At 63.2% G+C, this 12,513-nt stretch carries 12 protein-coding genes; 4 read left to right on the top strand and 8 right to left on the bottom strand.

Features of this window, described 5'->3' with window-relative positions:
* The 3 genes from BRAS3809_RS22080 to BRAS3809_RS22070 all read left to right on the top strand — a co-directional run.
* On the top strand, positions 1-1,804 hold a 1,804-nt coding region (locus BRAS3809_RS22080; protein WP_035657579.1), incomplete at its 5' end, for an ATP-binding cassette domain-containing protein.
* Complete coding sequence (locus tag BRAS3809_RS22075) at positions 1,801-4,686, top strand: NHLP bacteriocin export ABC transporter permease/ATPase subunit (RefSeq protein WP_008964254.1); 2,886 nt, start codon at positions 1,801-1,803, stop codon at positions 4,684-4,686. The genes BRAS3809_RS22080 and BRAS3809_RS22075, both read left to right, overlap by 4 nt.
* Positions 4,687-4,911: 225 nt before the next feature.
* Positions 4,912-5,196 (top strand): hypothetical protein, encoded by a 285-nt coding sequence (locus BRAS3809_RS22070; protein ID WP_170323314.1) that lies wholly within the window; start codon positions 4,912-4,914, stop codon positions 5,194-5,196.
* Positions 5,197-5,439: 243 nt separating this feature from the next.
* Here the strand turns inward: BRAS3809_RS22070 and BRAS3809_RS22065 are convergent, their stop codons facing one another.
* On the bottom strand, positions 5,440-5,943 hold the full coding sequence (locus tag BRAS3809_RS22065; RefSeq protein WP_008964252.1) for a GrpB family protein: 504 nt from the start codon (positions 5,941-5,943) through the stop codon (positions 5,440-5,442).
* 127 nt (positions 5,944-6,070) lie between these two features.
* Between BRAS3809_RS22065 and BRAS3809_RS36060 the strand changes: the two genes are divergently transcribed.
* Positions 6,071-6,343: a hypothetical protein gene (locus BRAS3809_RS36060; RefSeq protein WP_139017414.1), complete on the top strand. Its 273-nt coding sequence runs from the start codon at positions 6,071-6,073 to the stop codon at positions 6,341-6,343.
* Positions 6,344-6,580: 237 nt separating this feature from the next.
* Here BRAS3809_RS36060 and BRAS3809_RS35070 read toward each other — a convergent pair whose 3' ends face one another.
* From BRAS3809_RS35070 to BRAS3809_RS22040, 7 genes are all read right to left on the bottom strand, one after another.
* On the bottom strand, positions 6,581-7,018 hold the full coding sequence (locus BRAS3809_RS35070) for a hypothetical protein (RefSeq protein ID WP_008964249.1): 438 nt from the start codon (positions 7,016-7,018) through the stop codon (positions 6,581-6,583).
* A gap of 461 nt (positions 7,019-7,479) precedes the next feature.
* Positions 7,480-8,019, bottom strand: coding sequence for a hypothetical protein (locus BRAS3809_RS22055; protein ID WP_139017413.1), 540 nt, complete (start codon positions 8,017-8,019; stop codon positions 7,480-7,482).
* A 129-nt stretch (positions 8,020-8,148) separates the two neighbouring features.
* Positions 8,149-9,111, bottom strand: a complete 963-nt coding sequence (locus BRAS3809_RS22050; RefSeq protein WP_139017412.1) for a dienelactone hydrolase family protein — start codon at positions 9,109-9,111, stop codon at positions 8,149-8,151.
* A 76-nt stretch (positions 9,112-9,187) separates the two neighbouring features.
* Positions 9,188-9,370 (bottom strand): hypothetical protein, encoded by a 183-nt coding sequence (locus BRAS3809_RS36055; RefSeq protein WP_008964245.1) that lies wholly within the window; start codon positions 9,368-9,370, stop codon positions 9,188-9,190.
* Positions 9,371-9,639: 269 nt separating this feature from the next.
* Positions 9,640-9,816 (bottom strand): hypothetical protein, encoded by a 177-nt coding sequence (locus BRAS3809_RS36740; RefSeq protein WP_008964244.1) that lies wholly within the window; start codon positions 9,814-9,816, stop codon positions 9,640-9,642.
* A 263-nt stretch (positions 9,817-10,079) separates the two neighbouring features.
* Complete coding sequence (locus BRAS3809_RS22045; RefSeq protein WP_008964243.1) at positions 10,080-11,237, bottom strand: M20 aminoacylase family protein; 1,158 nt, start codon at positions 11,235-11,237, stop codon at positions 10,080-10,082.
* Positions 11,238-11,297: 60 nt separating this feature from the next.
* Positions 11,298-12,513, bottom strand: a 1,216-nt coding sequence (locus BRAS3809_RS22040) for an MFS transporter (RefSeq protein WP_035657573.1), incomplete at its 5' end; no start/stop codon positions are given.

Below are 12,513 nucleotides of genomic sequence, written 5' to 3'. Positions count from 1 at the left end.
GATCGATATGGAAGAGCTCGACCGCTGCTTCACGGGCGTGGTGCTGACCTTTCAGCCGGGCGACGATGTCCAGCGCATCGGGCACAAGCCGAACGGAGCCCGGCTCCTGCTACGGGAATTACGGACCTCCAAGGCGGCTGTCGCCCTGTTGATCGCCTTGAGCCTGGCCATGGTGCTGCCTGGGATCGTGGCCGCGGGCTTTTCCAAGATCTTCGTCGACAATGTACTGATCCAACATTCAACAAGCTGGCTACGCCCGCTCCTGATCGGGATGGCGCTGACGGCGGCGCTGCGCGCGGTGCTAACCGCGTTGCGCCAGTCGCTCCTGCTCAGGCTGCAGACCAAGCTCGCAGTCGTCATGATCAGCCGCTTCCTCTGGCGGATCATGGCGCTGCCCATCGAGTTCTTCACCCAGCGCCATGCCGGCGATATCGCGGCGCGCGTAGCCACCAACGAGCAGATTGCGCGCCTGCTGTCCGGCGGCATCGCGAGCAACGCGTTCAACCTCACCTCCGTTGTGCTCTTCGCAGTGGCAATGTCGATCTACGATCCGCTGCTCACGGCGATCTGCGTCTCCGCGTCACTCGCCAATATTCTGGCGCTCAGCATCATGGGCCGAAATCGCGCCGATTTGAACCGCAGCCTCATGCTCGAACGCGGTAAACTCAACAGCGTCACGGTCGGCGCCGTCAGATCGATCGAGACGATCAAGGCGAGCGGCCTTGAGGACGAGATGTTCGGCCACTGGTCGGGGGTCCAGGCCAAGTTGCTGAACGCAGAGCAGGCTCTGGCGAAATCTTCGCTCCTCCTCGACGCGCTGCCAGCGCTCGTCTCCGGCCTGACCACGGCGACCATCCTTGCAGTGGGCGGCTTGCGTGTCGTCGAAGGTTCGTTGACCCTTGGCAGCCTCGTCGCCTTCCAATCCCTGACGGCCAGCTTTTCCGAGCCGATGACCAACCTCGTCAACCAGGCCGGCGCCCTTCAGCTGATCCGAGGGACCATGGAGCGGCTCGAGGACGTCTACAACTACCCGCTCGACGAGACGGTGAAGCCCGCTGCCGGCGCAGATCTCGCGACCGCGAAGCTGACGGGGCGGCTCGAGCTCAAGGACGTCCAGTTCGGCTACTCGCCGCTCGAGCCGCCGCTGCTCGCGGGCATCTCCTTCACGGTTCAGCCGGGGTCCCGAATAGCGCTGGTCGGCACCTCCGGAAGCGGCAAGTCGACCTTGGGACGACTGATCTGCGGCCTTTACAAGCCCTGGGCCGGAGAAGTCCGAATCGACGGGCTGAAGCTGGCGGACATCCCTGCGCCGGTGCTGGCCAATTCGATCGCCTATGTCGACCAGGACATTTTGCTTTTCGAAGGCAGCGCACGCGACAATCTCACGCTGTGGGACCCAACCGTTGCGGAGGCTGATCTTTCCGTCGTTCTCAAGGAAAGCGCCATCCAGGATGACATCGCGACCCGGGCCGGCAACTATGATTGCCAGGTCAACGAAGGTGGCACGAATTTCAGCGGCGGCCAGCGGCAGCGCATCGAGATCGCTCGCGCTCTCGTCTGCCAGCCTTCGCTGATCGTTCTCGACGAAGCCACCGCCGCGCTCGACCCCATCACCGAGAAGATCATCGACGATCATCTGCGGCGTCGCGGGTGCACCTGCATCATCATCGCGCATCGCCTCAGCACGATCCGGGATTGCGACCAGATCATCGTACTTCATCGAGGGCAGATCGTCGAGCACGGCACCCACGAAGATCTGATGGCAAGGAATGGCGAATATGCCAGGCTGGTGACACAGGAATGAACGAACCTGGCCGCCGATCCGGTCTCGACGCAGGCGCCGTGCCTTCCGACGACGTATGCCTGGACGGACGTCACCCGCGTCCGCTTGACCATCGTGATCATGCGCTCAGGGTCAAGACCCATCAGGTCGACATCTTTGCCGTGGACGTCGCCGAAGATGGTAGCGACGGTGCCCGCCATCATTTGTTTCGAGTCGAGCCCGAGGGCCTCATTCTGGGTCTCGACGATCTGAATGGCCCTCAACTCATCAAGTTCATCGCGGTCGGGACGCCCGGCGCGCGGGCTCAGCTGATCTCACTGGATGCACTGACCGAGACCGATGGGATAACAACCTGGATCGGCCAGGTCGCGAAGGTCGTCACCGGCCAGACCCCTCCCTGGCAGATGCCCGAGCTGGTGGAGGCAGGCGAGATCGAGTTGGTCGCAGGGGAGTGCGGGCGCGGCCCGATGCGACGGCTGTCCTGGGTGACGCTGGTTCGCGGATCGGCCCAATTGATGGGATCGCAGGGCGCGGATCTGGCAGAAGGACTGCCTTTCCCGTTGACATCGGGCATGTGGATCAAGGCGGGAGCGGCCGGATGCGCGGTCCGGATCGAGCCGATGTTGCGTGATCCCGGCATGCTCCCGAGCGCACTCCGACGATTTGGACTCGCCGTACGCTGCTGCCTTGCCGAAATGCTCACGAACGACCGGCGCCGCGCAGCGGAACGTCTCGCCAACCGGCAGGAATTCACGGCATCACAAACGTCGGAAGCCTTTGCGCGGCTGGCCGGCATCATCGGCCAACGCTTCGAGACGTCCGCGGCCGACGCTGGCGACGGGGATGCTCTGCTTCGTGCCTGCCGAATCGTCGGCGAGCAGATCCATACGCCTATCACGGCACCCGGCCGCACCCACCACGATCAAAGCGGGTTCAGTGCCGTTACCACGATTGCGCAGAATGCGCAGTTGAGAGTGCGCCAGGTTCTTCTGCGCGGCGAGTGGTGGAAGCTGGACGTCGGACCGCTCGTCGCATGGTTCGGCGAGATGCGTGATCCCGTGGCGTTGATCCGTGAACCCTGGCGCGGTTATCTCATGGTCGACCCGCGTACAGGGCAGCGCCGAAGCATCGATCGGACCGTTGCGATGCAGCTGGCTCCCGAAGCGGCCACCCTCTATCCGCCTCTGCCGCCGCGACCGCTCGGCTTCGGCGACCTGCTCAGATTCGCCTCCCGTCATTCGCGGGGCAATGCACTGCGCATCCTTCTGTCGGTCACGGCGATCGGGCTGCTCTCGCTGGTGGCTCCGCTCATCACCGACCTCCTGATCAACTCCATCATTCCGCGCTCCGAAATCGACCAGCTTCCGTTCTGCGCTCTGGCTCTCGGCCTGACGGCCGTCTCGCTGGCCGGCGTTCAGACGATGGGCGGCCTGGCCATGCTTCGTCTCGAGGCCGGAATCGACTGGAAATTGCAAGCAGCCCTGATTGACCGCCTGCTCAGACTTCCTGCGTCGCTGTTTCGTCGCTTTACGGCAGGCGAAGTCGTCGATCGCATCATGGGAGTCGATGCCGCGCGCCGGACGTTGACCGGATATGCGCTGCGCGGAATGATGGCCGGCCTGTTCGGATGGTTCAGCATCGGCCTGATGCTGTATTACGATGCCAGTCTGTCGCTGATTGCCATCGCGTTGACGCTGGTGCGGGCCGTTGCGATCATGGCCACAAGCGCGGTTCGCCTGTATCACGAAACCCAGCATTCCGAAGTACAAGGAAGGATCGGCGGCTTCCTGCTGCAGCTTCTGTCCGGCGTCGGCAAGCTGCGGGTGGCCGCCGCGACTCCGCGGGCCCTCGCGGTCTGGTCCCGGCAGTTCTCGGTGCAGCGCCGTCACTTCATCGCCTCGCAGGCCGCCGCCAACATCCTCGGCACCTTCGAGGCATCGTTCCCGACGATCGCGACGCTGATCATCTTCGGCTACGCATCCTACGCGAACAGCGGGCTGATGACGGACGTCGGCGGCTTCCTCGCCTTCTTCTCGGCGTTCGGCCAGTCGATGGGCGCAATCGGAGCCTGGGCGGCCGGCCTCGGCGAAGCGCTTGTTGCCATTCCGCCCCTGCTCCGGCTGCGTCCACTGATTGCGAGCGCCGCGGAGGTCGCCGAGGAACGCAAGAATCCGGGCGAGTTGTCCGGCGCGATCGAACTGGCGCGGGTGACGTTCCGTTACGTGCCGAGCGGCCCGCCCGTGCTCGACGACGTGTCGCTGAAGATCTCACAAGGCGAATATGTCGCGATTGTCGGGCCCTCGGGAAGCGGCAAGTCATCCCTGTTTCGCCTGCTGCTCGGCTTCGACCGCCAGGACTCCGGCGCTGTTTTCTATGACGGCAAGTCGATCGACACGCTCGACATCGGCGCGGTTCGACGACAGATCGGTGTGGTGCTTCAGAACGCCAGGCTCGCGACCGGGAGCATCTACGAGAACATCTGTGGTGGCGTGCGGTTGCCGGAAGAACAGGCTTGGGACGCCGCGCGGCTCGCAGGATTGGAAGACGATCTCAAGGCAATGCCGATGGGCATGCTGACGAACGTCTCGGAGGGCGTGAGCACGCTCTCCGGCGGCCAACGCCAACGGATCATGATCGCGCGCGCCATTGCGCGCCGCCCCCGCATCCTGCTGTTCGATGAGGCGACGAGTTCGCTGGATAACCGGTCGCAAGCCATCGTGAGCGATGCGCTCGGCAACCTCAATGTGACCCGCCTGGTGATTGCGCATCGGCTGAGCACCGTGCGGAGAGCAGACCGCATCATCGTGCTCGTCAATGGACGGATCGAGCAGAGCGGGACGTTCGATGAACTCAGCGCAGGGCCAGGCCTGTTCGCGTCCTTTGCCAAGCGGCAACTCCTTTGACGCCAGCCCGGTGTCTCGTAGATCGTTGCCGGCTGCACCTTGCGGAAAACTGCCGGACGTCACACAGCCCGTTTCGGGACGCCGTCGTTCGTCTCGATGTGGAGACAAGGGCTCCGTGCGCCGGATCACGGTGAGTCCGCACTGCTTCGCGGAGACTGCGCCCGTCGATCACGACGATCTCTTCCTCAACCACCAACAAAGGCACTCTCCATGAAACGGGTCATCATGTCTGTTGCAGCGGTGCTCGCCGCCGTTGCCCTCACCTCCTCCGCGATGGCGCAAAGCGCCGTCACCTATGTGCGGCCGCCGCTCGGCGGATTCGACAAGCAGGTCCTCCCGAACGACCCCGCCAGAAGGCCCGTGGGCTATCACGGCGGCGGCGTGGCAAGTGTCGTCAGCTGCAGCAAGGTGTGCGGCTCTCCGACCGGCCTCTACAATGTCTGTCGGAACAATCTGACCGGAGCCGTCGTCTCGAAAACGCTGGTCGACATCAACGCCTGCATGCACTGAGCAGGGATACGCCAGGGGGTCCGGGAGAGTCCCGGCCCCCTGCGCTGCCACACGCGAAGGCCCACCTGAACGCGGCAGGTGATCGGGCTGATCAGACCCTATTGCCGTAAACCGGTCGCGCTGCCGGACCCCCGACGGAGACGGCCGGTGACACGTCGCTGCATCCGGAAGCGGGCAGATTGTTCGATTGCTGGAGATCCTGGCACTTGCCGCGCGCGACGCGGCTGGATCGTGTTTTCCGCATCAACGCGGACGCGACCGCAGCACCTCGCTCACAAAGGCATCCTTGACGGCCCGATACTCATCCATGGGTCGGCCGTGATACGCAAGCTTGATCGCGTTGTAGCGGCCAACAAGCTCGGGATTGGCCACCAGCGCCGCCGTGAACAAATGGAACAAATCCAAATCCGATCCTTTCGTTGTCAATTGGATGCCCAGATGCGGCACCCGGTTGGGGTCCTCGAAGGCGGCGAACTCTTCGTTCCGGACTGAGCCGCGATTGCGCAAAAAGCGATCCGCGAGTTTGGCTTCGGCTGCGGGATAGTCATCGCGATCCACCCTTACGACCACATCGAGGTCGCCTTTCGTGAGACATCCGGGAACGGCAGTCGCGCCGATATGCAATATCTCGGCAGAGGCGGGCAAGAGCGGTTCGATCTCGGCCCGCAGGTGCTCGAACAGGCGCTGTGCAGCGTCATGCGCCTGCTGATGATTGTGTACGAGATGAAAGCAACAGGGATGGGCCATGCTGTGTTCCTTGCTCCCCGCTCGGAATGTCAGATCCAACGATCGACGTCGATGAGGGGCGCGCCCTGGGCATCCACCGCATTGCAGCCGCGCAAAGCGGATGCAAAATCGGGGATCCCATGGCGCGTTGCCGTCACCGCTGATCGTTCATTACTGCTTTGAACACTGCGTCATGCATTTGTCGACGCAGGCGTTCGTCTCACACTTGTTCTTTTCCACGCAGGCGGCGACGCATGCACTGGTCGATCCGCAGCCGTCGACGCAATCGAGCTCGTCGTCCATCAACTCGATCGCGGTGTCGTTTGCATTGAAGGTCATCGTGAATGTCCTCGCTTCGAAAGGGCAGGCCATCCCCGCCCAACGCGGGTATCATCGCAAATTGCGCTCAGCGTTGCCGTGATGAGCGTCACGGAATTCGCTCGATCGAAAAATGGCAAGGGCCAGGGGTGCTTCACGGAAACGGCCATGGAGAGCGAGAGACCGCGCGGTCGGCGAGACCCCTGCGCATCTCAAGGGATGAGATCGCGACGAGAGCGCGGACTGATAGAGGTCGGCACCTCTTGGTGTGCGCCTCGGCCGCGCGACCATTCCGAGCTGACACTGTCAGCCCGGGACCGGCGCAGCGCAATTGATGCGCCTATGCGGCGTCATCATCGTTCGCGATCCGCCTCTCTTCCGCCGTCGCATCGGGTTTGTCGGTGATCACCTGCGGACAACGCGTGCAGGCATTCCGCCCCTCTTGATGAAACCACCGGCAGGTCGGACGAATCTGGCAAGGCGGGAGGGAATTCACCACAGGCGCCAGACCGTCGACGATGCGTTGCGCCAGCGTGCATGCATTGCCCTTGAAGTGCTTACAGCCACTCATCTCGCAAGTCCCTGCGATACGAAACACCTCGGTCGGTCTTGCCGGACCGGACAGTGCCAATATCTTCTCGGAGACGGGCTGCGTCTCGGTGAGATAGCCGACGCGGCGGGCAGCCGGAGAACCGGTGAGTACGCCATAGACCCGCGCATCTCGTGCGCCCGCTTGAGCACTCGGGCAATCCAGGGGTCGGAACTCCAGCTTCGACATCAAGACCTCCAATTCATTGCCGGCGCCAAGCGGGCGCATTGTGTCTAGCCGCGCAGTGCGGCACTAGCTGGCGCTCGATGACCGGCTGGGCGGGCTGTAGCCGGTCGTGGTCCCACCGCCGGCGCCTTCCCTCGTGGTGCCGCCGACGACCACCTCAAGCTGGTCGGGCGTCAAGGCGATGGGAGCGTCGAGAGCCGGATCAAACGGCTCCTTGGGTCGCTTGGTCGTTGACTTGGGCAGCGAAGAATTCGGCATTGACATCTCCTCTTGGACCGAACCGGCCTCCAGCCGGCGCCGTGATGTTGGACTGCGGCCGAGAAAAGGTCCGTGACATCGGTCACGCGAGAGCTATGGCGACTGGCTCTTTAGGGCGGCGCGGGCCGAGTGACGGTTGCGCCGGCACGCGGGGCCGGCACTCGGAGCCACTCGCGCCGCCGCAAGTCACCTGGAGAATGGAGCACTCAGCCTTGCAATCGGTGCCACTCGATCAGGACGGCATCATTATCTCTGTGCGACAGGACGCGCAGTTTGACGTAGATCGGGGTGGCCAAACGCCGATCGTTGTCGTCATTGAGGCGGACAATGTAGACGTGCCCCTGATGGACGGCTGCATGATCCGATCCGGCATTCTTCGCCGCAGGCGGAACGCCTGGCAGCACGTCATCGGCGATCGGCCCCATGTCGATGATGCGGTGACGTGCAGTGCCGAACAGACCGACGCGGAACTGGTCCTCGGTACCCGGTCCGCCGCCGTCAAGGCCGGGCGCTCCGTTCACCGGCCCTGCGGCGCCAGGCACCGAATCGACGCGCTGTCCGGAAAATGCTTCGCTCCTCCGCGCATTGCCGAACACGAGATCAACGTCGTTGCAAACTGTCCGGTCATCGCCGCGGAGTCCGCGAACGAACGAGTAGCTGGCCAGCGGATAGTTGCCGTAATGCGATCGCGAATAGAGGATGACGCGCCCGCCTTCCGGCGAGGGTATTTGTCCCTCGACTCTCATGTCAGGTCGTCCAGCCGGGATGGTGAGCTCGTCGTCGACCGCTCTCGCGGCTGCCGTGAACAACGACAGCGCGGCAAACGCCGCCAGCCAGACGTCCGGGAATGCTCTCATGACGCGCATGCCTTCTACCTAATCGATCAGCCCAAGCTTGCGTACGAATTGCTGGAATGCCGGAGACCATGCGTCCGGATTGCCATTGAAGCTCATATGGCCATCCTCGGCGAACGGCGGAAGCTGAACGAATTCCGCAGTGCCGCCGGCGTGCACGAAGTCTGCGTACCATTGTCGCGGCAGAAGCGGACCCCAGTAGCGGTCGTTGCTGCTGTATAGCCACAGGCTTGGAACCCTGGCCCTCGCACCATACCCTCGATAGAGCTGGTCGATCTGAGCCGCGGCGCAAGGGTGCTCCGGCCATTGCGTGGGATTGCCGCCCATGCCGCCGGCGAAGTTCACGACTCCCGCGAGTCCGGGGAGGCCGTTCGTGGCGAGCTTGATCGACAGCATGCCGCCGAACGATGTGCCGACCACGAGGCCTCGCGACGTGTCCGCATGGACGATCGCCTCGCCAGAGCGCAGAACGGCGCCGATCTCCTCTGCTGCGGTGTCGAATCCAGGCGCGTAGTTCCTGTTGTCGCAGGATGGCCCCGGTGATTCCACGTCGGGGCCCTGGCTCACGCCATAGCCGATGCGGGTGGGCACCAGCACCGTGAAGCCGAGCGCGACGAATTGACGGGAGATCTCGGGAAAGCGTGCCCGCCCGAATGTGGCCCGCTTGTCCGGGTCGCCAGAGCGGCCATGGTTGATGATCAAATAGGGAGACTTCCCCCGCTGGTCGTCTCGAAAAACGGTCACCACGATGGTCTGCACCAGCGGACCGGAGCTTGTGTGCACGGAAACCGGAACCCGGACGATCTCTTCGACGGGAGCCGCATGCACTGCGGATGCAAGCCGCAATGCCGCTACAAAGAGCGCATTCGACAGCAGGATGTTCCTTACGACGCGCTGCACGCGCATCCGAGCGCGTTCGTCGCCCACACCCGAGAGATGCTTGACTGAGATCATTTTTGATCCGGTGGGCAGCTTCTGCTGCACCGTTCGTAGTCGCCGTGAAGCGACCAGGGGCCGAAGAAGGTGGCGCGGGCAGCCGGCCCGCGCCGGGGACCAACTGCTAATAGGCGCAACTTCCGCCGAGGTGCGTTTCGCCAGCCCTTCCCGACACCATTCCACCGTCTTTGCTGCTGACAGTTTCACTGAAGCGGTCGTTCGATTTATCGCCGCCACCGCCGCCGCTGATCGTTTCGAGTTGACGGTCGGTCAACTCATTTTCAGGCCTTGGGCTGATCTCGTTCATTTGTGGCTTCCTATCGTTGAAACGGCATCATTGCCGCGGGGGACAGCGATGGCATGAGCCGCGCGTGGACGCCGTGCTGCGCATCACACTTGGTTGGCAAGCAACATCGACCGGCGCATCGCAGATGTTGACGATGAGAGCGGACGAGCGCCCCGCTCGCTTCGGCGCTCGTGCAAAGACAGGGGAGTGGCAGAAGCCACTCCCCTTGATCTCCTTCGCGTCTTCCCAGAGTGTCGGCAAGCATCGACGCAATGATTGCGGCGCGACCATCAGCTGTGATGGACGGGGCCGGGGTGCCAGCCCGGCGGCTTGGTCCCGCACCAGGGGACATCACCAGAGCCATTGTCGACAATGCCACCCGAGATCTGCACAAGCTCGGCCTCAGTCAGTTCGGTCGGCGTACACACCTGCTCACCCGTGGTCTCGCTGTTGAGCTTCTCGATCATAACCGTCTCCTCAATGTCGGTAGCCCGTGATTGGGCGCCAGCGACAGTTCATTAGGACTCTTGCGAGGTCGGCACTGTGATACTGGTCACGATCTAAGACTGCTCTCATACATGCCCCGAGCGGACTGCGTCCGCGCAGACTCTCAGGGGCGACGGCCCGCGATGGGGCTTCATCTTCCGGCTCAGACAGCGAAATGCCTGCAGAGCGTCAAATTCGCCGACGACGCGCATCGCGAGAACCGGTGTACCTTCGCTCACCAGCTTCAGGCAGCCGTCCGGGCTTCGGCAATCCGCGCCAATAGGGACGCGCCTATCGGTGCAACCTCATCATTGAAATCGAATTGCGGGTTGTGGAGGCTGGGTCCGAGTCCCTGTCCCAACAGCATATATGCGCCAGGAACGTGCTGCAGCATATCGGCGAAATCTTCGCTGCCGGTCAGCGGTTCGGCATCGAATTCGGCCATCGAAGGCCCGACAAGGTCTCGCGCAATCGCTATGGCCGCGTTCGACGGCACAGGACTGTTGATCAGAACGCGGAAACGCGGATCCAGGATGACCTCGGACCGCGCGCCAAATCCGACTGCGATCGATTGGGCGAGTTCTGTCATGCGCTGGGCGATCATGTCGCGCGTCGCTTCATCGAAGGTCCGAATTGTGCCCGAAATTCGCGCAGTATCGGGAATGACGTTATGTGCCGAACCTGTGTGGATCTGCGTGATCGATAGTACCGCCGTCTTTAAGGGGTCGAGATTTCGACCAACAATCGTCTGCAGGGCCTGCGCGATCGATACGGCGACCATCACGGGATCGATCGCGTAATGTGGTTGCGCGCCATGTGAGCCACGCCCGGTGACCACGATGTCGAAATTGTCAGCCGCAGCCATCGCGGCTCCGATCTTCAGGCTGATGCGGCCGACGGGAGCATTGGGCCAGGTGTGCAAGCCGTAGATTTCGTCGCATGGAAACCGGTCGAAAAGGCCGTCGGATAGCATCCGCCGCGCCCCGCCGAGGCCTTCCTCGGCAGGCTGGAAAATCGCGATGACTTCACCAGAAAACCGGCGCGTCGAAGCAAAGTAACGCGCCGCCCCGAGAAGCATCGTCGTGTGGCCGTCATGCCCGCATCCGTGGAAGGCATTCGCATTGCGCGAACTGTACGGAAGACCGGTGGCTTCCTGCATCGGCAGGGCGTCCATGTCGGCACGCAAACCGATACGGCGTCCGTCGGACTGCCCCCTGATGACCCCGACGAGCCCTGTTTCGCCGATGTCGCGATGAACTTCGATCCCCCAGTTCGACAGCATCTGAGCGACGAGGTCGGAGGTCCGCGTCTCCTGAAACCCGATTTCGGGATTGGCGTGGATGTCTCGCCGGATCCGCTTCATGTCTGCGGCGAATGCAACGATTTCGGGACTCAGATTCATGCTTCGCGCTCCGGAGCGATGAGACCCCGCGAAGACGCTGTCTTCGCGGGTTTGAATGCTTCAGGACAGAGTGCTGCGAGCGGTTTCCAGCGTGAAGCGCAACGCGATCAGCGTGGCCGCACAGCAGGCGATGACGTACCAGGCCGGCGCAACCGGGCTGCCTGTCGCACCGATCAGCCAGGTGACGATGAATTGACCGAAGCCGCCAAAGATCGCAACGCCGAGCGCATAGACGAGCGACATCCCCGTTGCACGAACTTCGACGGGAAAGATTTCGGCAAGACTGATGATCACCGGCGCTCCGCCGCTGGCATTGAGCGCGCCAAGCACCACGACCACTCCGAGGAGCGTGCCGAGGGTCGGTGATGCATTCAGCAGAAGGAAGGCCGGATAGATCGTGAGAGCGATCAAGCCATAGGAAAGTGCCGCGACAGGCCGACGCCCGAGACCATCCGACAATTTGCCGGCGAGCGGCGCCGCAATCAGCGTGACCACACCGGCGGCTATTCCCGCGAACAGCGCGGTGGTCGGTGCCATGCCGAGCTGCCGGATGGCGTAGGTGGACATGTAGAGCACGACGATCGCATTTGCCGCCGTCCCGCCGATGACCAGGGCAACGCCCGTCACGATCTTGCCGAAGTGCTCACGGAAGGCGACCGACAGCGAGCTGACTTCGCGCGTGCGGACATTGTCTTCGTTGGCATGCGTTTCATTCAGCGCGCTGCGCAGCCAGAGACCGATCGGCACGATCATGATGCCGACGATGAACGGAACCCGCCAGCCCCAGGCCCTGACCTCTTCCGGAGAGAGCAATGTGTTGATGCTCCACGCGATCCCGGCCGCAGCGAGCACCGCAGCCCCCTGACTCGCGAGCTGCCAGCTTCCGAAAAACCCGCGTTCGGCAGGTGGTGCATATTCCGCGAGCAGCGTGGTCGACGCGCCGACCTCGCCACCTGCAGAGAAGCCCTGGATCAGGCGTCCGAGCACGACCACGAACGGCCCCGCCAGCCCGACCTGGGCATAGACCGGGGCGAACCCGATCATGCCCGTTCCCAGAGCCATCAGGAACAGCGTCAGGACAGTGGCCGCCTTGCGCCCCTTCCGGTCAGCGAAGGCACCCAGCACGACACCGCCCAGCGGGCGGAGGAAGAAGCCAACACCGTAGGTGGCAAACGACAGGAGAAGCTGAACCGCCGGATCTTGCGACGGAAAGAACAGCGCGCCGATCGTGCCGGCGAAAAAGCTATAGATCACAAAGTCATAGAACTCGAGCGCA

This window comes from Bradyrhizobium sp. STM 3809 (assembly GCF_000239795.1).
In the GTDB taxonomy this organism is placed as follows: domain Bacteria; phylum Pseudomonadota; class Alphaproteobacteria; order Rhizobiales; family Xanthobacteraceae; genus Bradyrhizobium.
Note: the sequence above shows the minus strand (reverse complement) of the source record. Positions and strands in the feature narration are given on the sequence as shown.